The organism is Phycicoccus mangrovi, assembly GCF_018729305.1.
Taxonomy (GTDB): domain Bacteria; phylum Actinomycetota; class Actinomycetes; order Actinomycetales; family Dermatophilaceae; genus Phycicoccus; species Phycicoccus jejuensis.
Map to the genome: position 1 here is coordinate 146,950 of NZ_JAHHWP010000011.1, position 20,356 is coordinate 167,305.

Annotated in this window: 19 protein-coding genes and 3 tRNA genes; 9 read left to right on the top strand and 13 right to left on the bottom strand. The window is 73.6% G+C overall.

Features of this window, described 5'->3' with window-relative positions:
- Nucleotides 1-2 precede the first annotated feature (2 nt).
- Nucleotides 3-2,153: a glycogen debranching protein GlgX gene (gene glgX, locus KMZ30_RS09390; protein ID WP_215512690.1), complete on the bottom strand. Its 2,151-nt coding sequence runs from the start codon at nucleotides 2,151-2,153 to the stop codon at nucleotides 3-5.
- 189 nt (nucleotides 2,154-2,342) lie between these two features.
- Between glgX and fabG the strand changes: the two genes are divergently transcribed.
- Nucleotides 2,343-3,098, top strand: a complete 756-nt coding sequence (fabG, locus tag KMZ30_RS09395) for a 3-oxoacyl-ACP reductase FabG (protein ID WP_207022780.1) — start codon at nucleotides 2,343-2,345, stop codon at nucleotides 3,096-3,098.
- A gap of 193 nt (nucleotides 3,099-3,291) precedes the next feature.
- On the opposite strand, the gene KMZ30_RS09400 is transcribed toward fabG, so the two are convergent.
- Complete coding sequence (locus tag KMZ30_RS09400; protein ID WP_215512691.1) at nucleotides 3,292-4,437, bottom strand: acyl-CoA dehydrogenase family protein; 1,146 nt, start codon at nucleotides 4,435-4,437, stop codon at nucleotides 3,292-3,294.
- A 93-nt stretch (nucleotides 4,438-4,530) separates the two neighbouring features.
- Here KMZ30_RS09400 and KMZ30_RS09405 point away from each other — a divergent pair, with 93 nt between their 5' ends.
- Nucleotides 4,531-5,187, top strand: a complete 657-nt coding sequence (locus KMZ30_RS09405) for a TetR/AcrR family transcriptional regulator (RefSeq protein ID WP_308279706.1) — start codon at nucleotides 4,531-4,533, stop codon at nucleotides 5,185-5,187.
- Nucleotides 5,188-5,255: 68 nt separating this feature from the next.
- Nucleotides 5,256-5,981, top strand: a complete 726-nt coding sequence (locus tag KMZ30_RS09410) for a class I SAM-dependent methyltransferase (protein ID WP_215512693.1) — start codon at nucleotides 5,256-5,258, stop codon at nucleotides 5,979-5,981.
- Nucleotides 5,982-6,002: 21 nt separating this feature from the next.
- Here the strand turns inward: KMZ30_RS09410 and KMZ30_RS09415 are convergent, their stop codons facing one another.
- The 6 genes from KMZ30_RS09415 to KMZ30_RS09440 form a co-directional block, all read right to left on the bottom strand.
- A complete protein-coding gene (locus KMZ30_RS09415) occupies nucleotides 6,003-6,959 on the bottom strand; it encodes an NAD-dependent epimerase/dehydratase family protein (RefSeq protein ID WP_215512694.1) in 957 nt (318 codons plus the stop codon).
- The gene (locus tag KMZ30_RS22340) at nucleotides 6,956-7,951 is read right to left on the bottom strand and encodes a glycosyltransferase (protein ID WP_215512695.1); all 996 of its coding nucleotides are present in this window, start codon (nucleotides 7,949-7,951) and stop codon (nucleotides 6,956-6,958) included. Before KMZ30_RS22340 ends, KMZ30_RS09415 begins: the two co-directional genes overlap by 4 nt.
- 42 nt (nucleotides 7,952-7,993) lie before the next feature.
- Entirely contained in the window at nucleotides 7,994-9,676 is a 1,683-nt protein-coding gene (gene ettA / locus KMZ30_RS09425) for an energy-dependent translational throttle protein EttA (protein ID WP_215512696.1), read from the bottom strand.
- A gap of 63 nt (nucleotides 9,677-9,739) precedes the next feature.
- The gene (locus tag KMZ30_RS09430) at nucleotides 9,740-10,243 is read right to left on the bottom strand and encodes a single-stranded DNA-binding protein (RefSeq protein WP_215512697.1); all 504 of its coding nucleotides are present in this window, start codon (nucleotides 10,241-10,243) and stop codon (nucleotides 9,740-9,742) included.
- A gap of 150 nt (nucleotides 10,244-10,393) precedes the next feature.
- On the bottom strand, nucleotides 10,394-12,058 hold the full coding sequence (locus KMZ30_RS09435) for a YfjP family GTPase (RefSeq protein ID WP_308279707.1): 1,665 nt from the start codon (nucleotides 12,056-12,058) through the stop codon (nucleotides 10,394-10,396).
- Entirely contained in the window at nucleotides 12,055-13,761 is a 1,707-nt protein-coding gene (locus KMZ30_RS09440) for a dynamin family protein (RefSeq protein ID WP_308279708.1), read from the bottom strand. The genes KMZ30_RS09435 and KMZ30_RS09440 overlap by 4 nt, the downstream gene beginning before the upstream one ends.
- 69 nt (nucleotides 13,762-13,830) lie before the next feature.
- Here KMZ30_RS09440 and thpR point away from each other — a divergent pair, with 69 nt between their 5' ends.
- Nucleotides 13,831-14,397: an RNA 2',3'-cyclic phosphodiesterase gene (gene thpR / locus KMZ30_RS09445; RefSeq protein WP_215512698.1), complete on the top strand. Its 567-nt coding sequence runs from the start codon at nucleotides 13,831-13,833 to the stop codon at nucleotides 14,395-14,397.
- Between the two features lie 141 nt (nucleotides 14,398-14,538).
- Nucleotides 14,539-14,612: transfer RNA gene (locus KMZ30_RS09450), tRNA-Arg, on the top strand.
- A gap of 339 nt (nucleotides 14,613-14,951) precedes the next feature.
- On the opposite strand, the gene KMZ30_RS09455 is transcribed toward KMZ30_RS09450, so the two are convergent.
- Nucleotides 14,952-16,166 (bottom strand): M20 metallopeptidase family protein, encoded by a 1,215-nt coding sequence (locus KMZ30_RS09455; protein ID WP_308279709.1) that lies wholly within the window; start codon nucleotides 16,164-16,166, stop codon nucleotides 14,952-14,954.
- Nucleotides 16,167-16,182: 16 nt separating this feature from the next.
- Nucleotides 16,183-17,343, bottom strand: a complete 1,161-nt coding sequence (locus KMZ30_RS09460) for a PrsW family intramembrane metalloprotease (RefSeq protein WP_215512699.1) — start codon at nucleotides 17,341-17,343, stop codon at nucleotides 16,183-16,185.
- 70 nt (nucleotides 17,344-17,413) lie between these two features.
- Here KMZ30_RS09460 and orn point away from each other — a divergent pair, with 70 nt between their 5' ends.
- From orn to KMZ30_RS09480, 4 genes are all read left to right on the top strand, one after another.
- Nucleotides 17,414-18,091 (top strand): oligoribonuclease, encoded by a 678-nt coding sequence (gene orn / locus KMZ30_RS09465; RefSeq protein WP_372447513.1) that lies wholly within the window; start codon nucleotides 17,414-17,416, stop codon nucleotides 18,089-18,091.
- Nucleotides 18,092-18,194: 103 nt separating this feature from the next.
- Nucleotides 18,195-18,270 (top strand) — tRNA-His (locus KMZ30_RS09470).
- Between the two features lie 93 nt (nucleotides 18,271-18,363).
- The gene (locus KMZ30_RS09475; protein ID WP_215512701.1) at nucleotides 18,364-19,023 is read left to right on the top strand and encodes a copper resistance CopC family protein; all 660 of its coding nucleotides are present in this window, start codon (nucleotides 18,364-18,366) and stop codon (nucleotides 19,021-19,023) included.
- 46 nt (nucleotides 19,024-19,069) lie between these two features.
- A tRNA-Lys gene (locus KMZ30_RS09480) sits at nucleotides 19,070-19,145 on the top strand.
- A gap of 79 nt (nucleotides 19,146-19,224) precedes the next feature.
- On the opposite strand, the gene KMZ30_RS09485 is transcribed toward KMZ30_RS09480, so the two are convergent.
- The 3 genes from KMZ30_RS09485 to bcp are packed head-to-tail and all read right to left on the bottom strand — an operon-like array spanning nucleotide 19,225 to nucleotide 20,316.
- On the bottom strand, nucleotides 19,225-19,530 hold the full coding sequence (locus KMZ30_RS09485; protein ID WP_215512857.1) for a GroES family chaperonin: 306 nt from the start codon (nucleotides 19,528-19,530) through the stop codon (nucleotides 19,225-19,227).
- Nucleotides 19,531-19,573: 43 nt separating this feature from the next.
- Nucleotides 19,574-19,837: a DUF3618 domain-containing protein gene (locus tag KMZ30_RS09490; protein ID WP_215512702.1), complete on the bottom strand. Its 264-nt coding sequence runs from the start codon at nucleotides 19,835-19,837 to the stop codon at nucleotides 19,574-19,576.
- Nucleotides 19,834-20,316, bottom strand: a complete 483-nt coding sequence (gene bcp, locus KMZ30_RS09495; protein ID WP_215512703.1) for a thioredoxin-dependent thiol peroxidase — start codon at nucleotides 20,314-20,316, stop codon at nucleotides 19,834-19,836. Before bcp ends, KMZ30_RS09490 begins: the two co-directional genes overlap by 4 nt.
- Nucleotides 20,317-20,356: the final 40 nt, after the last annotated feature.

Here is a 20,356-nt window from a genome sequence, read left to right on the forward strand (position 1 = left end):
GGTCAGACCCTCGTCGCGCCGGCCGCTCCCGCCGCGGGGGTGAGCACCTCGCGGGGGTCGCGCAGGACGATGACCGAGCGCGCCGAGACCGTGACCGTCGAGCCCGCGTCGTGCCACTCGGGCTCGACGCTGTCGGCGGCGGTGTCGATCTCGGTGCACCAGCGCTCGCCCCACTCGTCGCCGGGCAGGACGAACTCGTGGTCCTCGTGGTCGGCGTTGAACAGGACGAGGAAGTCGTCGTCGACGACCGGTCGGCCCCGCAGGTCCGGGCTCGGGATGGCCTCTCCGTTGAGGAAGACGGTCATCATCCGCGCCTCGCCGTCGCTCCAGTCGCCGTCACCCATCCGCTCGCCGCCGGGCTGGAACCACGCGATGTCGCCGAGCTCGGACTGGCCGCCGTGGTCGGCGCTGCCGGCGAAGAAGCGGCGTCGGCGGAAGACCGGGTGCTCGCTGCGCAGCCTCGCGACGGCGCTCGTGAAGGCGAAGAGGTCGCGCTGCTCCTCGTCGAGGTCCCAGTCGACCCACGACAGCTCGTTGTCCTGGCAGTAGACGTTGTTGTTGCCCTGCTGGGTGCGGCCGATCTCGTCGCCGTGCGCGATCATCGGCACGCCCTGGCTGAGCAGGAGGGTCGCGAGGAAGTTGCGCTGCTGGCGGCGGCGCAGGGCGCGCACCTCCGGGTCGTCGGTCTCGCCTTCGACGCCACAGTTCCAGGAGCGGTTGTGGCTCTCGCCGTCGCGGCCGTCCTCGCCGTTGGCGTCGTTGTGCTTCTCGTTGTAGGACACCAGGTCCCGCAGCGTGAAGCCGTCGTGGGCGATGACGAAGTTGATGCTCGCGATCGGCTTGCGGCCGTTGTGCTCGTAGAGGTCGCTCGAGCCGGTGAGGCGCGAGGCGAACTCGCCGAGCGACCCCGGCTCGCCGCGCCAGAAGTCGCGGACGGTGTCGCGGTACTTGCCGTTCCACTCGGTCCACAGGGGCGGGAAGCCGCCGACCTGGTAGCCCCCGTCGCCGACGTCCCAGGGCTCGGCGATGAGCTTGACCTGGCTGATCACCGGGTCCTGCTGGATGAGGTCGAAGAAGGCCGAGAGCTTGTCGACCTCGTGGAACTGGCGGGCCAGCGTGGCGGCGAGGTCGAAGCGGAAGCCGTCGACGTGCATCTCGGTGACCCAGTAGCGCAGGCTGTCCATGATGAGCTGGAGCACGTGCGGGTGGCGCATCAGCAGGCTGTTGCCGGTGCCCGTCGTGTCGTAGTAGTGCTCCTTGGCGTCGTCGACGAGCCGGTAGTACGCGGCGTTGTCGATGCCCTTGAAGCTGATCGTCGGGCCCATCTCGTTGCCCTCGGCGGTGTGGTTGTAGACGACGTCGAGGATGACCTCGATGTTCGCCTCGTGCAGCGCCTTGACCATCGCCTTGAACTCGGTGACCTGCTCGCCGCGGTCGGCGCGCGCGTACGCGTTGTGCGGCGCGAGGAAGCCGATCGTGTTGTAGCCCCAGTAGTTGGTCAGGCCCTTGGCCTGCAGCGAAGTGTCCTGGACGAACTGGTGCACCGGCATGAGCTCGATGGCCGTCACGCCGAGCTTCGTCAGGTGCTCGACGATCGCCGGGTGGCCCAGGGCCGCGTACGTGCCGCGGATCTCCTCGGGGATCTCGGGGTGGGTCATCGTCAGGCCCCGCACGTGCGCCTCGTAGATGACGCTTTCGTGGTACTCGTGGCGCGGCGGTCGGTCGTGGCCCCAGTCGAAGTAGGGGTTGATGACGATGCCGAGCATCGTCTTGCCGAGGCTGTCGTCGGTGTTGCGGACCTCGGGGTCGTCGAAGTCGTAGCTGAACAGGGCGGGGTCGTTCTCGACCTGGCCCTCGACGGCCTTCGCGTAGGGGTCGAGGAGGAGCTTGCTCGGGTCGCAGCGGTGCCCGTTCTCGGGCTCGTACGGGCCGTGGACGCGGTAGCCGTAGCGCTGGCCGGGCTGGATCGCCGGCAGGTAGCCGTGCCAGACGAAGCCGTCGACCTCGGGCAGGTCGATGCGGGTCTCGGCGCCGTCGTCGTCGATGAGGCAGAGCTCGACGCGCTCGGCGACCTCGCTGAACAGCGCGAAGTTCACGCCGGAGCCGTCGTAGGTGGCGCCCAGGGGGTAGGAGGTGCCGGGCCAGATCTCCACAGGTGATGCCTTTCGTGGGGTGTCGCTGCAGGGCCAGCGGCGCTGCCGGCGTCGCGCGGCCGACCGGCCGCTGCGGACTCCTCAACCTACCGGTGACGTGCGACGCGACGGACCAAGCCGTCGAACCCTCGTCACGGGTCTCGGTTACTGTCGGGCCAGCCCTACCCCCCGACCCCGAGGAGCAACCCCATGTCCGACCAGCGCGTCGCCGTCGTCACCGGAGCCGCCCGCGGGATCGGTGCCGCCACCGCCGAGCGGCTGGCCCGCGACGGGTTCGCCGTGGCCGTCCTCGACCTCGACGAGGCCGCCTGCGAGGAGGTCGCCGGGCGCATCCGCGACGCCGGGGGCCGCGCGCTCGGGGTGGGCGTCGACGTCTCGGACGCGGCCGCCGTCGAGGCCGGCGTGGCGCGGGTGGCCGACGAGCTCGGCCCGCCGGTCGTCCTCGTCAACAACGCCGGCATCATCCGCGACAACCTCATCTTCAAGATGACCGAGGGCGACTGGGACTCGGTGATGGCCGTGCACCTCAAGGGCGCGTTCCTCATGACCAAGGCCTGCCAGGCGCACATGACGCAGGAGCGCTACGGCCGCATCGTCAACCTCTCCTCGTCCTCGGCGCAGGGCAACCGCGGCCAGGCCAACTACTCCGCCGCCAAGGCCGGTCTCCAGGGCTTCACGAAGACCCTCGCCATCGAGCTCGGCAAGTTCGGCGTCACCGCGAACGCCGTGGCGCCCGGCTTCATCGAGACCGACATGACGCGGGCGACCGCCGAGCGGCTCAAGGTCTCGTTCGAGGACTTCCTCACCCACACGGCGTCGCAGATCCCCGTCGCGCGCGTCGGGCAGCCCGCCGACATCGCCGCGACGATCTCCTTCCTCGTCTCCGAGGAGGCCGGCTTCGTGTCCGGCCAAGTCATCTACGTCGCCGGCGGCCCCCTCGACTGACCTCTGCTCCCCACCCGCCTCCCCTTTTCGGGGTCACCCCGAAATGTCCACGAGACCCCGGTTCCGAACCGGGGTCTCGTGGACGAACCGGGGTCCCGGCGCCGTCGAGCCGTCCTGACCCGACACCGCGACCCCGCGGACACGACGACGCCCCCGGACCGCTGCGGTCCGGGGGCGTCGTCGCGTCAGGTGCTCAGAGGCCGAGGTCGCGGCCGATGAGCTCCTTCATGATCTCGTTCGAGCCGGCCCAGATCTTCGAGACGCGGGCGTCGCGCCAGGCGCGGGCCACGCGGTACTCGTTCATGAAGCCGTAGCCACCGTGCAGCTGGACGCACTCGTCGAGCACCTCGTTCTGCACCTGCGCCGAGAACCACTTCGCCTTGGCGGCGTCGACCGGGGTCAGCTTGCCCTCGGCGTGGGCCGCGATGCAGTCGTCGACGTAGGCCTGGGTGACCTCGAGCTTGGTCAGCAGCTCGGCCATCTTGAACTTGTTGTGCTGGAACGAGCCGACGGGCTGCCCGAACGCCTTGCGCTCCTTGGTGTACTCGACCGTCTCGCGGAAGATCTGGAAGGCGTGCGCGGTGTTGGCGACGGCGGCGCCGATGCGCTCCTGCGGCAGGCGCTGCATCATCGCGATGAAGCCCATGCCCTCCTCGCCGAGCCGGTTGGCGTCGGGGACGCGGACGTCCTCGAAGAACAGCTCGGAGGTGTCGGCCTCCTCCTGCCCGACCTTGTCGAGCTTGCGGCCGCGGGTGAAGCCCTCCATGCCCTCCTCGACGACGAGCAGGGTGATGCCCTTGGCGCCCTTGGACGGGTCGGTGCGGGCCGCGACGATGACGAGGTCGGCCTGGTAGCCGTTCGTGATGAAGGTCTTGCTGCCGTTGAGGACCCAGTGGTCGCCGTCGCGCACGGCGGTGGTCTTCAGCGCCGCGAGGTCGGAGCCGCCGGACGGCTCGGTCATCGCGATGGCGGCGATGAGCTCGCCGTTCGCCATGCCGGGCAGCCAGCGCTCCTTCTGCTCCTGCGTGCCGAGGTCGACGATGTACGGCGGGCAGACGTCGGAGTGGATGCCGAAGCACGACGACACGGCGAAGTTGAAGCCGGCGATGACCTCGGCCGCGATCGCGTTGAAGCGGTAGTCCTCGGCCCCCATCCCGCCGAACTCCTCGGGGATGTCGAGGCCGAAGAGGCCCTGCTTGCCGGCCTCCTTCCAGATGTCGCGCTCGACGGCCTTGACCTCCAGCATCTGCTCGGCGCGCGGCTTGAGCGTGCGCTCGACGAACTCGGCGACGGAGGCGCGGAAGTCCTCGTGCTCGGCGGCGTAGACGTTGCGGGGCATGCGGCTCCTCGGCTCGGTGGGCGGACGGCGGCGGCACGCCACCGTTGACTAAGCGCTTGCTTAGTCTGACGCCGGTGCGGCATGCTGTCAACCGTGCCCGCGACCACTCCTGCGACCGAGACCGCCGTCCTCGCCGCGCTCGCGCCCGAGGGCGGGCGACCGGGTGGCGCCACCGACGTCGGGGACACCGCCACGCGCGTGATGCTCGCCGCGGCCGACGCGTTCGCCGAGAACGGCTTCCCCGCGACGACGACGCGCGACATCGCCTCGCGGGCCGGCCTCTCCCCCGCCGGCGTCTACGTGCACTTCTCGTCCAAGGAGAAGCTGCTCTTCGAGATCAGCCGCCGCGGCCACGCCCGGGCCCGCGACCTCCTCGTCGCCGCCGCCTCCGACGCCGCCTCCCCCACCGAGGCCCTTCGCGCGATCATCGGCGGCTTCTCGCGCTGGCACGCCGAGCACCACCAGCTGGGCCGGATCGTCCAGTTCGAGTTCCGCCACCTCTCGGAGGAGCACCAGTCCGAGGTCATCGACCTGCGCAAGGAGATCGACCGGGTCGTCGCCGACGTGCTGCGCGACGGCGTCGAGTCCGGCGAGCTCGACGTCGAGGACGTCCCCGCGACCGCGCTGGCCCTGCTCTCGATGGCCATCGACGTCGCCCGCTGGTACGTCCCCGGTGGCCGGCGCACGCCCGAGATGGTCGAGCGCACCTACGGCGACCTCGCCGTCCGCCTCGCCGGCGGACGCCGCTGACCCTCCGCCCGCGCCGGGCGCCACGGGCGCTGCGCGGGCCGGTCCCGTCCGGCCGATAGCCTGACGCGGTGACGGAGCACGGCCACGGCGGATCCCCCTCGATCGCGACCCCCGACTACTGGTGGTACGTCGCGCGGGCCGACCTCCTCGAGGCGGCGTTGCGCGACCTCGTCGACGGCGCCGGGACCGCGCTCGACCTCGGCAGCGCGGACGGCCCGAGCGCCGCCTGGTTCCGGGAGTCGGTGGGGCGCACCGCGTCGCTCGACATCGACCCGCGCGGGCTCACGACCAACGGCGTCTGCGGCTCGGCCCTCGCGCTCCCCTTCGGGGACGCCTCCTTCGACGCCGTCGCCGCCTTCGACGTCATCGAGCACTGCGCGCCCGAGGCCGACGCCCTCGCCGAGGTACGCCGCGTCCTGCGGCCCGGGGGCCGGTTCCTCATGTCCGTCCCCGCGTACACCTGGGCCTGGAGCGACTTCGACGTCGCGAACGGGCACCACCGTCGGTACACCCGACGCCGCGCGGTTGCGGCGCTGGAGCGCTCCGGCTTCCGCGTCGAGCGGGCGACCTACGGCTTCACGACGGTCTTCCCGCTGTTCGTCGCCGAGCGCGCCGCGCGCAAGGTGACCCATCGCACCGCCGACGGCGCCGCCGACATCGTCGAGGTGCCGCAGGTGCCCCGCCCGGTCAACGCGGTCCTGCGCGGGATGTGCCGGCTCGACCGCGCCCTCCTCGCGCGGACGGACCTGCCCTTCGGCTCGTCGGTCTTCGTCGGGGCCACGCGGGTCGGCTGACCCCCGACGGCGGCGCGCGCCTCAGGCGTCGAGCGGACCGCCGGCCACGACGCGGGCCCGCACGTCGGCAGCCGTGGCCGCGAGCCCGGCCGCGAGCGGGGTCGACGCGAGGGCGTCGACCTCGGGCCACCGGACCGAGCCCAGCCGCAGGTCGAGCACCTGCCCCCGGCCGCCTGGCGCCATCGCCGTGCGCAGGGGACGGTGGAAGACCCGGCGCGCCTCCGAGACCAGGTGCCCGACGGTGACGGGGCGCCCGGAGGCGACGACCTTCGGCACGAGGCGACCCGCCGGCTCGTCCCGGACGAGCTCTGCGCAGCGCAGCAGCATCCGCGCGACGTCCGCGACGTAGACGTAGTCGCGGATGGTGTCGAGCGACACGAAGACCGGGAGCGGCCGTGTGGTGGCGTCCGAGAGGCAGAGCTGCGAGAGCAGGCCCTGCGGCTTGCCCAGGGTCTGGCCGGGACCGTAGACGTTGGCCAGCCGCGCGGCGACGGCCCGGCTGCCGGTGCGGGCGACCGCTGCGGCCAGCGCCTCCTCCATCGCGAGCTTCGTGCGGCCGTAGGCGACGAGCGGTGCGGGGGCGGTGTCCTCGGTGAACGGCGGCGCACCGGACCCCGCGTACAGCCCGCCCGCGGACGACGCGAGCACGACGACGCCGGCGCCGTCCGGGTCCTCCGGCAGCAGGGCGCAGAAACGCTCGAAGACGCGCTGCTCCGCGGCGAGGGCGTCGGCCCCGGTCGCCACGACGCCGGCGCCCGCGCACCAGGCGACCAGCCACGGCCGGCCATCGCGTCGCTCGGCGAACAGGTCGAGGTCGCGCCGCAGCACGTCCACGGACCGGTGCTCGTCGGCCCACGGGACCCGCGAGGTCGTCACCTCGTGCCCACCGGCGCGCAGCGCCGCCACGAGGTGCCGTCCGACGAGCCCGCCGGAGCCGACGACCCAGGCGAGGGGGGCGCCGGCGGGGCCGGGGGTCACGCCTCGTCCCGCCCGAGGGGGCCGTCCCGGCGGTCGCGGACCGGCAGGTAGAGCGGCTTGCCCATCGCCATGTTGACGGCCATGCCGACGTACTCGGCGATGACACCGAGCGCGAAGAGGATGGCGCCGGTGGAGGCCATGAGCAGCACCATCGTCGAGGTCCAGCCGGGCGCCTCCCAGCTGCCGGACACCCGGCCGACGACGAGGACGAGCGCGACGAGCGGGGCGAGCACGACCGCGCCGGCGCCGGTCACGCTCACGAGGCGCAGCGGGGTGGTGCCGCTGCTCAGGACGAGCCGCCAGAAGTGGGAGGCGAGCCGGCGCACGTCGTAGCCCGAGGGTCGCCCGCCCTCCTCGCGCATCGGCACCGCGGCCGTCGTCGTGCGTCGCGCGACCCACGAGATCGCGACGTCGAGGTAGATGCCGGGCCCCGCGTAGGCGGCGACCGAGCGGGCGACCTCCCCGAGGACGAGCCGGAAGCTGTTGAAGTCCGCGGCCGGCGCCCCCTTGGCCATCCGCCCGACGAGCCACTTGGCCGACCGCGACGCGAGGTTGCGGGCGGCACCGTGCGGTGGCTCGTTGGACGGCTTCGCGTAGACGACGTCGGCCTGCTCGGACATCGCCGCGTCGAGGAGCAGGCCGATGTGGGCCGGGTCGTGCTGACCGTCCTCGTCCATCGTCACGACCCACTCGCCGCCCGAGGCCGAGATGCCGGCGAGCGTCGCCGCGTGCTGGCCGAAGTTGCGGCTCAGCCACACGGCGCGCACCCAGTCGTGTTCGGCCGCGAGGGCGCGGACCACGGCATCGGAACCGTCCGGGCCGCAGTCGTCGACGAGCACGAGCTCGTCGACGACGTACGCGCGGCCGGCCGGCGTCGTCCCGACGCTCGTCAGGGGCTCGAGCTCCGTGATGAGGCCGGGCAGCGTCGAGCGCCCCTGGTACACCGGGACGATGACCGAGATCCGGTGCGGGACTTGCTCATCGGACGGCACGGCGGCTCCGGAGGGCTCGGGCGACACGGGTCGCGACGTCGGTCAGTCGCGGGTCAGCTTGCGGTACGTGACGCGGTGCGGGCGCGCCGCGTCCTCGCCCAGGCGCTCGACCTTGTTCTTCTCGTACGCCTCGAAGTTGCCCTCGAACCAGTACCAGCGCGAGGGGTTCGCCTCGGTCCCCTCGTAGGCGAGGATGTGCGTCGCGACGCGGTCGAGGAACCACCGGTCGTGGCTGATGACCACGGCGCAGCCGGGGAAGTCGAGCAACGCGTTCTCGAGGGAGCCGAGCGTCTCGACGTCGAGGTCGTTGGTCGGCTCGTCGAGGAGCAGCAGGTTGCCGCCCTCCTTGAGCGTCAGCGCGAGGTTGAGGCGGTTGCGCTCTCCACCGGAGAGGACACCGGCCTTCTTCTGCTGGTCCGGGCCCTTGAACCCGAACTGGCTGACGTAGGCGCGGCTGGGGATCTCGACCTGACCGACGTTGATGTAGTCGTGCCCGCCGGAGACGGTCTCCCAGAGGTTCTTCGTCGGGTCCAGGCCACCGCGGCTCTGGTCGACGTAGGAGATCTTGACGGTCTCGCCGACGTCGACGGTGCCGCCGTCGGCCTCCTCGAGCCCGACGATCGTCTTGAAGAGCGTCGTCTTGCCGACGCCGTTCGGCCCGATGACCCCGACGATGCCGTTGCGCGGCAGGGTGAAGGACAGGTCCTCGATGAGGACGCGGTCGCCGAAACCCTTCGTGAGGTTCTTGACCTCGATGACCTTGCTGCCCAGGCGCGGACCCGGCGGGATCTGGATCTCCTCGAAGTCGAGCTTGCGGGTGCGCTCGGCCTCGGCGGCCATCTCCTCGTAGCGGGCGAGGCGGGCCTTGGACTTGGTCTGCTTGGCCTTGGCGTTGGAGCGGACCCACTCGAGCTCCTCGGCGAGGCGCTTGGCGAGCTTGGCGTCCTTCTTGCCCTGGATCGCCAGACGGGCCTGCTTCTTCTCGAGGTAGGTCGAGTAGTTGCCCTCGTAGGGGTAGGCGCGGCCGCGGTCGAGCTCGAGGATCCACTCGGCGACGTTGTCCATGAAGTACCGGTCGTGCGTCACGGCGACGACGGCGCCGGGGTAGCTCGCGAGGTGCTGCTCGAGCCACAGGACGGACTCGGCGTCGAGGTGGTTGGTCGGCTCGTCGAGGAGCAGCAGGTCGGGCTTCTGCAGGAGCAGCTTGCAGAGGGCGACGCGGCGGCGCTCACCACCGGAGAGGACCGTGACGTCGGCGTCCGGCGGCGGGCAGCGCAGCGCGTCCATCGCCTGCTCGAGCTGGGAGTCGAGGTCCCAGGCGTCGGCGGCGTCGATCGCCTCCTGCAGCTGGCCCATCTCGGCCATCAGCGCGTCGAAGTCGGCGTCCGGCTCGGCCATCTCGGCTGAGATCGCGTTGTAGCGGTCGACCTTCGCCTTGATCTCGCCCGCGCCCTCCTCGACGTTGCCGAGAACCGTCTTCTCCTCGTTGAGCTCCGGCTCCTGCATGAGGATGCCGACCGAGTAGCCCGGGCTCAGGCGCGCCTCGCCGTTGGACGGCTGGTCGAGGCCGGCCATGATCTTGAGGACGGACGACTTGCCGGCGCCGTTCGGTCCGACGACGCCGATCTTGGCGCCGGGCAGGAACGAGAGCGTGACGTCGTCGAGGATGACCTTGTCGCCGTGCGCCTTGCGGGCACGCGACATCACGTAGATGAACTCGGGCATGGGCCCCAGCCTAACGAGCCGAGACCCCCTGCCCGAATCCGCGGCGACCGCCGCCGCGCGCCCTCAGGCGGCGTCCTCACGGGTCGGCGGCACGAGCGGCCCGGTGTCGGCCGCCGTGGCCCGGTGACCGACCTCCTCGCCGACCACCTCGTAGGCGTCGTGCAGCGGGTCGCCGAACCCGTTCGTCGGCAGCGCGGGCGCGAGATCCCCGTTGCGGGTGTAGCTGGTGCTCCCCCACCGCAGGTCATGGCCGAGGGCGTCGGCGGCGATCTCGACGACCGCCCCGGACGAGCCGTCGTCGCGGCGGAACTGCCGTACCCGCTGACGACCGCGCACGACGACGGGGTGTCCCTTGCGCAGCGACCGCGCGGCGTTGTCGCCCATCGTGCGGTAGGCCGTCACGTCGTAGTAGCTGGGCTCGGAGTCGGTCCACCGGCCGGGCTCGGTCCGGTCCTGGTGCCGCTCGGACTGCGCGACCCGGAAGACGGTGAAGGGCCCCGCGCGGCCCTGCTTGACGACGGGGTCGGCGACGAGGCGCCCCTGGACCGTCACGTGCGTCTCGTACATCGTGTGCTCCTCCCCGGGTCCCGACCGTCGGGACCGCTCGGGACCACCCTCGACGCCCCCGCGCACGGCGACAACGGGCTGCGCGCGATCTGTGGACGACGGCGGTGGCGGAGCGGGCCTGTGGACGACGGCGGCCGAGCGGGCGCCGGCTCAGACCTCGGCGGCGCGGCGCAGGGCCGAACGGGTGGCCGCGTGCCGCTCGAGCACGAGCCGCACCGGGCCGAGCACCTCGGCGTCGGCGACCCGCGCGATCGAGGCGCGCAGGCGCGCGTCCATCACCGCGCCCCGACGACGAGCCCCCACGGCGGCCAGCCACGCGGCGAGCAGCGCGAGCAGCGGCCCGAGCAGCAGGCCGCCGAAGAGCAGGAGGAACGGCACCGGCAGCGCCCCGACCCGCGGCACGTCGGGGACGAGGGTGTCGAGCTGGAGCCAGCCGGCCACGACGTACGCGAACAGCCACAGCAGACCCACGAGCGCGGCGGCCGCCAGCAGCGACTGCAGGGCACCGACGACCCGCCACCAGACCGGGGGCCGGGCGTGCAGCGAGGTGCCGACCACGGCCTGGTCGAGGGCGTCGCCGATCTCGGGGCCGGCCGGCGTCGCCGCGCGCTCGACGGCCTCGGACCACGGCACGGGCAGGGGTCCACCGGCACGGTCGGCGACCCGGCGGGTCGCCAGGGCGACCGCGGCGCGCGCGGCCGGCGTGGGCGGCGGGAGCGACGAGCGCCCGAGCACCGAGCGCACGTCGGACTCGGTCACCCGGACGTCGCGCCCGTCGAGGCGCAGGCGGCGCAGCGGACGCGCCCGCAGCCGGTGCACCCACCGGCTGAGCGGCCACCCCGTGCGGGAGGCGGCCTCCATCCGGTAGTCGCGCACCACCGCGTCGACGACGGTCGGGACACCGGCCGCGCGGGCCAGCGCCTCGAGGAGCTCGCCGCGGGTCGCGTCGTCGACCTCGGGCTCGGCGTCGGCCACCGCGCCCCCGAGGACGCCGGCGACGGAGCGGACGTCGGCGGCGAGGCGTGCGCGGGCGGTGGCCCGGCTCGCGACGGCGTTGGCCAGCCGCTGGCGCAGCTCGTCGAGCCCGGCGCCGCTCGCCACGGAGGTCGCGAGGACCGTCGCGCCCGGGACGCCGTCCCGCTCCATGAGGCGCACGAGGTCGGTGCGGCAGCGCGCGACGTCCTCGGCCGCGAGCCGGTCGGCCTGGTTGAGGACGACGACCGTCACGGCCTCGTGCGCCGCCAGGGTGGCGACGTGGTCGTCGTGCAGCCGGGCATCGGCGTACTTCTGCGGGTCGGTCACCCACACGAACAGGTCGACGAGCTCGAGCACGCGCGACGCCTCGTCCCGGTGGCGCGTCTCGCGGGAGTCGACGTCCGGCAGGTCGAGGAGCACGAGGCCGTCGAGCGTGCCGAGCTGACCGCCCGGTCCCTCCCCCTCGACGAGGTGGCGCGAGCCGACCCCGAGCCAGTCGAGCAGCTCGCCGGCGGGCTCGTCGCCCCAGACGGCGGCGGTCGGGGTCGAGGTCGTCGGACGGCGTACCCCGACGGTGGCGACGTCGGCGCCGACGAGTGCGTTGAACAGGGAGGACTTGCCGCTGCCGGTGGCCCCGGCGAGCGCGACGACCGTGTGGCCGCCCGCGATCCCCGTGCGCTGCCCCACCTTGGTGACGACCTGGGCCGCCCGGGCGGACTCGGCCGCGGGTAGCTCGCGGCCACCTGCGTCGACGGCCGCCGCAAGGGCGTCGGAGGCGGCGGCGAGGCGCTCGGGGGACACGGTGGCGCCCTGGGCGCGGCCCATCAGGAGGGGGCTCACAGCCGCACCCCCCTCAGCCCGGCCGCGGCCGCCGCGACGGTGTCGGCCTGCGTCGTCGGCGCAGCGTGGGCGGCCAGCGCCCCGACGTAGCGCTCGCGCTCCTGCCGGAACCGCTCGTCGGCGAGCTCGAGCAGCCGGGCACGCGCCTTCGCCGCCATGTCGCGGACCGCCTGGTCGCCGAAGATGGCCTCGAGGACGCGCTGGGCGAGCACCGAGGTGCCCCCCGCGATCCCGATCTCGGCCCCCACGAGGCCGCCGGTCTGGGCCAGGGCGACGAGCATGAGGAAGAGACCGATCGCGTTGACGCCGTAGGCCGCCACGCGCGCGTTCGTGCGCCGTCCCTTGCCCTCGGTGCGGACGAGCTCGAGCACCTCCCCCTGCCAGTCGCGGACCAGCCGCTCGACGTCGGAGGTGTCGCCGGTCGCCCGTGGCCCCGGCGGCACCTCGGCGAGGACGGCCGGCCCACCGGGCAGCCGGCGCCACGTGCGGGCGGTGTCGGACTCGGCCGACTCGAGGTTGGCGAGGAGCAGCGCGGCGACGCCGGTGTGCAGCGCCTCCCCGAGGCCCTCGGCGGGCGCGGTGCGACCGGTGACGGCGGCGGTGATGCGGTCGCGCCAGCGGCTGACCGTGGACTCCACCTGACGGAAGAACTCACCGGTCCCGACGAACTCCTGCCAGCGGGCGAGCACCTCGCCACGCAGCAGCGCGCCGTCGGTCATCCCGTCCGCGACCCGCCGGTGGCCGGCGTCGAAGGCATCCGTCACGGCGTCCTCGAGCGCCTCGCGGGCGGCGTCCTGCTCGCGGCCGGCGGCGACGAGCTCGTCGGCCCGCCCGGTGAGCGAGGCCACGGCGCCGCGCAGCGTCTGGGAGACGACGATGTCCCGTGCCCGCGCGTCGCCGGCGAGCGCCTCGAGCCAGGCCCGCAGCCGGGCGAAGGCCTCGGCGGGGAGGCGGCCGGTGTCGTCGAGCGGGGTCTCGGGGACGGTGAAGATCGGGGCCGTCGGCAGGCCCTGGTCGCGGAGCATCGACGCGAGGTGCGGGCGGATCTCGTCCACGGCCTCGGGCGGGACGCGGTCGAGGACCACCGAGACCGCGGTGCCCCGGTCGGCCGCGGTCCGCAGCAGGTCCCACGGCACGGCGTCGGCGTAGCGGGCCGCGGTCGTCACGAAGAGCCAGAGGTCCGCGGCGCCGAGCAGCTGCGTCGCGAGCTCGCGGTTGGCGGAGACGACGGAGTCGATGTCGGGGGCGTCGAGGAGCGCGAGACCCGGCCGCAGCGCCCGCGAGGGGACGAGGCGAACGGTGCCGGGCTGGTCCTCGCCGGTGTCGTGGCCGGTGACGCGCGCCAGGCCGGGCAGGACGCGGGCGTCCTCGAACCAGCGGGCGTCGTCGGGGTGGTGCACGAGCACCGGCGACGTCGTCGTCGGGCGGAGCACACCGGGGCGGCTCACCGACTCACCGACGACGGAGTTGACGAGGGTGGACTTGCCGGCGCCCGTCGAGCCGCCCACGACGGCGAGCAGCGGGGCGTCGAGCGAGCGCAGTCGGGGCAGGACGTAGTCGTCGAGCTGGTCGAGCAGCTGGCGGCGCGTGGCCTCCGCCGCGTCCCGTCCGGGGACGTCCAGCGGGAGGGTCATCGCATCGACCGCGGTCCGCAGCCCCTCGACGGCAGAGACCACGGCCTCCACGTCCCGGTCCGCACCCACCCTCGAATCCTATAGAGGACTCCGTGTCCGGTCCGCGTTTCCCCGTCTCCGCGGACGATGATGTCGCTCGTGCGCGTCTTCGTCGCGGTCCTGCCGCCCCCTGAGGTCGTCGAGGACCTCGACTCCTTCCTCGAACCCCGCCGGGACGTCGAGGGCCCGCGGTGGGGGTCTCCCGCCCAGTGGCACCTCACGCTCGCGTTCGCGGGCGGGATGCCGCCGCACGTGCTCGAACCGCTCGTCGATGCGGTGGAGTCCGTTGCGGCAGAACGCTCCCCGCTGACGCTGCGCCTGGCGGGCGGAGGGTGCTTCCCCGATCCCACGCGCGCCCGGGTGCTGTGGGCCGGTGTGGAGGACGGCGGTGCGCTGGAGCCCCTGTCGCGCGCCGTGCGCTCCGCAGCCGCGGTGGTCGGCGCTGCACCCGAGGGCGGGCCGTTCACGCCGCACCTCACCCTCGGGCGTTTCCCGCGGCCGGTCGACCCGACGCGCTGGCTGCGCGTCCTCGACACCTACCGCGGCCCGGAGTGGATCGCCGACGAGGTCGTCGTCGTCCACTCGCACCTGCCGACGGAGCGTGGCCACCGGCCCCGGCACGAGGTCGTGGCCCGGTGCGCCCTCGGCGCTTCGACCGCCGACTGACCACCGGCCCGCCCCGCCCCGCCGGCTCCGGTCCTCCTGGCGTCTCGGTCGCCCTCCGCGCCTCCGTCCCCACTTCTTGCGAGGGTGCGGGTCGGTCCGGGGCGGTCCCTACACTGTGGGCCGGCGCCTCGACGGCGTCGGGCCCCCGTAGCTCAGCTGGATAGAGCAAGAGCCTTCTAATCTCGAGGTCGCAGGTTCGAGTCCTGCCGGGGGCGCCGGTCCGGATGCGTGGAGCGCATCGGAGCGGGCGACCCCGGCGGGACGACGGGAGCCGGAGGGCTCGCCGCGACGAAGGAGCGGAGAGCCCGACGGCGGATCCTGCCGGGGGCGCACCCGCCGTAGGCGCACCCACCGGGCACCCCAGCGCGGTCGAGGTCTCCGGCCGACACCTCACGACGGCGAGATACCTCGACCCGAGGCGCCCGTCATCCGCATCGAGGTGAACAGAGACCGGCTGGTGGTCGGGTATCACCTCGACCCGACGCGCCATCCCCCCGTTCGAGGTGAAACGAGATCGGCTCGCGGTCGGATATCACCTCGACCCGGACGGCGGGTCAGCCCCCGGCGAGCGCCCGCGAGCGCCGCAGCGCCATCTCGGCGAGCGCGGCGGCGACGTCGGGCACGACCGAGTCGTCGAACGCGGCGCGCGGCGAGTGGTTGTCCTCCGCGAGGGTGTGGTCCTCGAGCGCGCAGGCCGACACGTTGAGGTAGGCGCCCGGGACCTCCTCGAGGACGAACGACATGTCCTCGGAGCCGGCCTCGGGGTTCGCCATCTCCGCCCACCGCTGCGCGCCGAACAGGTCGAGCACCACCGAGCGCGCGAACTCGAACTCGGCCTCGTCGTTGACGGTCACCGGGTAGCCGTTGGCGATGGTCACCTCGGCGCGCAGCCCGTGCGCGGCCGCGACCCCCTCGGCGAGGCGCGAGAAGACCTCGTGCGCCTTGGCCCGCTGCTGCGCCGAGAACGTCCGCAACGTCGCCTCGATGCGGGCGTCGTCCGGGATGATGTTGTCCTTCGTCCCCGCGGCGACCTTGCCGACCGTGAGCACGACCGGGTCCCAGATGGAGAACTGCCGGGTCAGCGCGTTCTGGAACGCGAGGACGATCTCGCAGGCCACCGGCACCGGGTCCTTGGCCCGCTCCGGCGCCGACCCGTGCCCGCCGACGCCGCGGACGTCGACGAACAGCTCGTCGGCGGCGGCCATGAGCGGCCCGGGCCGGCCGAACCAGGTGCCCCGCGGGTGGTCGGCCGAGTAGACGTGCACCGCATAGGCGGCGTCGACCCGCCGGCCTGCGGCCTCGAGCAGCCCCTCGGCGATCATCGGCTCCGCGCCGCCGGGACCCTCCTCCGCGGGCTGGAACATGAGGACGACGTCGCCGACGAGCTCGTCGCGCAGCTCGTGCAGCACCCGAGCCGCGCCGACGAGCCCGGCGACGTGGAGGTCGTGGCCGCAGGCGTGCATCGCCCCGACCCGCTCGGAGCGGTAGTCGACGTCGACGTCCTCGGTGACCGGCAGCGCGTCCATGTCGCCGCGCAGCAGCACCACCGGGCGCTCCCCCTCGTGCGGCGCCCGCCCGCGCAGCACCGCGACGACGGACGACAGCCCCGTCCCCGTCGTCACCTCGAGGTCGAGCCCGGCGAGCTCCTCGAGGACGACGGCCTGGGTGTCGGGCAGGTGCAGCCCGATCTCGGGCATCCGGTGCAGGCGCCGCCGCAGGGCGACGAGCTCGGGTCCGAGGCGGTGGGCGGTGTCGAGGGAGGCGGTCACCCGGCCCACCCTGCCATCACCAGCCGGCGGTGCCGACGAACTCGCCGCGCCGCGCGGTCAGCGCGCCGAGCAGCTCGCGCTCCTGCCCGATGGCGTGCTCGTCCGCGGCGTCGTGGTGCATCCGCCGCCGCAGCAGCGCGAGCTCGCTCGCGGTGTCCTGGAAGGCGCGCATCGCCGACAGGCCGCGCGTCCCGGCGTTCGCCCGCGCCCACAGCCGGGCCTCGCGCCGGCGGCCCATCGAGGACAGCATCGACACCTCGGACCGGGTCAGCCAGCCCGCGTCGGCGTACGGACGCAGGTACTGGCCGATGAGGCGTCCCTCCCGTTGCCGCGCCCAGACGACGAAGGCGACGTACGCGAGGAAGACCGGGACCTCGACGAGGACGTAGACGGTGACGAGCCCCGTCCCGCCCGACACGGCCGCCAGGTTCCACAGGCCGTGCGCGACCACGGCGAGGAGGTAGCCGCCGACGGGCGCCAGCAGCCGCAGGGCCCAGGAGCGGCTCGTCGCGGCGACCCCGATGCCGGCACCCGTGAGGATCGTGAACATCGGGTGCGCGAAGGGCGAGAGCAGGCAGCGGGCCACGAAGGTCGCCGTGAGCGCCTCACGGCCGCCGTCGGTGTAGGCCTGGGCGAGGTACTGGATGTTCTCGGTGAAGGCGAAGCCGGCGGCCGTCACGCCGGCGTAGACCATCCCGTCGGTCACGCCGTCGAACTCGCGCCGCAGGAACCACCACACGAGGAGGACGAACGCCCCCTTGAGCGCCTCCTCGACGACGGGCGCGACGAGCACCGCGGTCGTCGCGAGGGCCGCGTCGGGGTCGGTCGCGCTGCGCAGCACCACGATCGCGCTCGTGTTGAACACCGCCGCGACGAGCGTCGCCACCAGCGCTCCCCAGAGGAACGCGGCGACGAGGTAGCGCGTCGGCTCGGACTCGAAGCGGTCCAGCCAGAGGAAGGTGGGGATGACGATCCCGAGCGGCACGACCGCGACGGCGAGCGCGAGCAGCACGGTCTGGAGACCGAACGTCGCTCCGAGGTAGGCGGACACGACGAGCGCGGCGACGAGGAACCCCACGCCGGCGACGCTCGCCACCACCCAGGACCGCAGCGCCGACCGGGTCGTCGGGTCCGACCGCTGCGTCACGGCCGGCGCCGCCCGGAGGTCCCCGCTCATGCGCCGAACCCTAGCGGGGAGTCGGGGTTCGGGGCCCGGACCGGCGTCGGCTCGGCCTAGCATGGCCAGCATGTCCGCGACCACCGACCGCACCCACACCGACCGCATCGTGTGGATCGACTGCGAGATGACCGGTCTGTCCCTCGAGGCCGACGCGCTCGTCGAGGTGGCGGCGCTCGTCACCGACTTCGACCTCACCGTCCTCGGTGACGGCGTCGACGTCGTCGTGCGGCCGCCGGACGCCGCCCTCGAGCAGATGAACGACTTCGTGCGCGGGATGCACACCACCTCCGGGCTCCTCGACGAGCTCGCCGCGGGCGTCTCCCTCGAGGACGCCGAGGGGATGGTCCTCGACTACGTCCGCCAGTGGGTGCCCGAGCCCGGCCGGGCTCCGTTGGGCGGCAACACGGTCGCGACCGACCGCGCCTTCCTCGCCCGCGACATGCCGGCCCTCGAGTCGCACCTGCACTACCGGATCATCGACGTGTCCTCGATCAAGGAGCTCTCGCGCCGCTGGTTCCCGCGGGCGTACTTCTCGGCGCCGACCAAGAGCGGCGGCCACCGCGCGCTGGCCGACATCCGCGAGTCGATCGCCGAGCTGCGCTACTACCGCGAGGCCGTCTTCGTCGCCCCGCCCGGCCGCTCGAGCGAGGAGCTGCGCGATCTCGCCTCCCGGCACGTCGTCGACCACTCGGCGCCGGTGTCGGCCGCGAGCGCGGCGTCCGGCGCCACCGCGTCGGACGACTGACGGGCGCAGGTTCCGGGGGTGGTCACGACCACCCCCGCGGACCCGGTACGATAACTGCGCCACGGGCTCACGGGGCCTCTTCGCAGGTCCGGATCCCGTCGTGGTGGGCGTAGCTCAGCTGGTAGAGCATCGCGTTGTGGTCGCGAGGGTCGCGGGTTCAAGTCCCGTCGCTCACCCCACGGTCCGGTCCGCCGGACACACAGGAGAGGCCCGGAGCCGCACGGCTCCGGGCCTCTCCTGGCTTTCCGGGTCGGTCTGGGAGACTGGGGCGCATGTTCTCCCGCAAGGCGTCCGTCGTCGTCACCGTCCTCCTCGTCGCCCTCGTGACGATCGGGCTCGTGGCCTCCGCCCTGCCGACCTTCGCGAGCAGCGCGAGCGCGCTCCCGATGCACGCGCAGCTGCTGAGGACCTCCCCCGAGGACGGCGCCAGCGTCAAGACCGCGGACGCGGTGACGCTGACCTTCAGCGAGGACGTCAACGAGGAGTTCCTCCAGGTCAAGGTCGAGGGTCCGGGCGGTGACGAGACCGACGGCGCGCCGACGGTCGACGGCTCGACGGTGACCCAGGCGCTGCCGGCCGACCTCCCGGCCGGCGAGCACGAGGTCACCTACCGCGTCGTCAGCGTCGACGGCCACCCGGTCTCGGGCTCGCTGACCTTCACGACGACGCAGGAGGCCGCCTCCGCCTCGCCGACGCCGAGCACGTCGCCCTCGCCGACGGAGTCCGCCTCGCCGAGCGCCACGCCGGCCGGCACCCCCACGCCCTCCCCGAGCGCCACGGACGTCGCGGCCGGCGAGACCTCGTCCGACGGTGCCGGATGGCTCCTGCCGGTCGGCCTCGTCGTGCTGCTCCTGCTCCTCGTCGGCGGGGGCGTGCTGCTCGCCCGCGGCGGCCGCGCCGGCACGGACGGCCCCTCCGACCCCGTCGCCTGAGGTCGATTTCGCTCCGACGCACGGGGGCTGCTAATGTCTCCGACGCGCGCCATTAGCTCAATTGGCAGAGCAGCTGACTCTTAATCAGCGGGTTCGGGGTTCGAGTCCCTGATGGCGCACCACGCACGACGACGAAGGCCCCTCGGTCAGCCGGGGGGCCTTCGTCGTGCGGCGGCGCACCGCCCCCTCGGGCGGGGACCATCAGAGGTACAGGCCGGGCCCGCCCTCGGTCGCGGGCTCGGCCGGCTCGGCCGCGACGGCGTGCAGGTCCCGCTCGCGCAGGAGCACGTACTCGGCGGCGCCGAGCTCGACCTCCGCGCGGTCCTCGGGGTCGAACAGCACCCGGTCGCCGAGCTCGACGTGGCGCACGCCGGGACCGGTCGCGACGACCGCTCCCCACGACAGCCGCTTGCCGACGTTCGCGGTCGCCGGGATGACGATGCCTCCGCCGGAGCGCCGCTCCCCCGCCTCGCCCTCGAGGCTCACGAGCACCCGGTCGTGGAGCATCCGGATGGGCAGCCGCGACCGGCCGCCGGACGCGGCGGCCACGTCAGCGCTTGCGGAGCTGCCGCCAGGCGACGACGCCCCCGACGACGGCGACGACCGCGACGACCGCCGCGAGGCGTTCGACCCGCAGCTCCCCCTCGGGGGTGGTCGCGACGTCGGCGAAGCGGGCCCGGGCGGCCTCCTTCTGGCGCTGGAAGATCGCCTTGGGGGTCGCGCGGCCGACGAGCTCGTCGACGGTGTGGGCGAGGCGCTCGCGGCGGGCGACGACCTCGGCCTCGAGCTGGCTGATCGACGGGGTCTGGCTCATCGGGTCGCTCCCTCGAGCCCCAGGTCGCGTCGCAGCTTGGCGACGTGGCCCGTGGCCTTGACGTTGTACCAGGCGTGGGTGACGGTGCCCTCCTCGTCGAGGACGACCGTGCTGCGGATGACGCCCTGCACGACCTTGCCGTAGAGCTTCTTCTCGCCGAAGGCGCCCCAGGCGGTCATGACGGCCTTGTCGGCGTCCGAGAGCAGGGTGAGGGTCAGCGCGTCCCGCTCGCGGAAGCGCGCGAGCCTGGCCGGTGCGTCGGGCGAGATGCCGAGCACCGTGTAGCCGTCGGCGGCGAGGGAGTCGAGGGACTCGCTGAAGTCGCAGGCCTGCTTCGTGCAGCCGGGGGTCATGGCCGCCGGGTAGAAGTAGACGATGACCTTGCGGCCGCGCAGGTCGCTCAGGGTCACGTCCTTCCCCGTGTCGTCGGGAAGGGTGAAGTCGGGGGCGGCGTCGCCGGCCTCGAGCCTCGCGCTCATGTCCTGCACTCCTGCGGGTGGGGGAACGGGTCCGTTCCGG

Bases quoted from the DNA above. Each gene is read 5' to 3' on its own strand.
- fabG (WP_207022780.1), top strand. From the start codon at position 2,343: ATGTCCGACCAGCGCGTCGCCGTCGTCACCGGAGCCGCCCGCGGGATC.
- KMZ30_RS09400 (WP_215512691.1), bottom strand. From the start codon at position 4,437: ATGCCCCGCAACGTCTACGCCGCCGAGCACGAGGACTTCCGCGCCTCC.
- ettA (WP_215512696.1), bottom strand. From the start codon at position 9,676: ATGCCCGAGTTCATCTACGTGATGTCGCGTGCCCGCAAGGCGCACGGC.
- KMZ30_RS09430 (WP_215512697.1), bottom strand. From the start codon at position 10,243: ATGTACGAGACGCACGTGACGGTCCAGGGGCGCCTCGTCGCCGACCCC.
- KMZ30_RS09460 (WP_215512699.1), bottom strand. From the start codon at position 17,343: ATGAGCGGGGACCTCCGGGCGGCGCCGGCCGTGACGCAGCGGTCGGAC.
- orn (WP_372447513.1), top strand. From the start codon at position 17,414: ATGTCCGCGACCACCGACCGCACCCACACCGACCGCATCGTGTGGATC.
- KMZ30_RS09475 (WP_215512701.1), top strand. From the start codon at position 18,364: ATGTTCTCCCGCAAGGCGTCCGTCGTCGTCACCGTCCTCCTCGTCGCC.
- KMZ30_RS09485 (WP_215512857.1), bottom strand. From the start codon at position 19,530: ATGCTCCACGACCGGGTGCTCGTGAGCCTCGAGGGCGAGGCGGGGGAG.
- KMZ30_RS09490 (WP_215512702.1), bottom strand. From the start codon at position 19,837: ATGAGCCAGACCCCGTCGATCAGCCAGCTCGAGGCCGAGGTCGTCGCC.
- bcp (WP_215512703.1), bottom strand. From the start codon at position 20,316: ATGAGCGCGAGGCTCGAGGCCGGCGACGCCGCCCCCGACTTCACCCTT.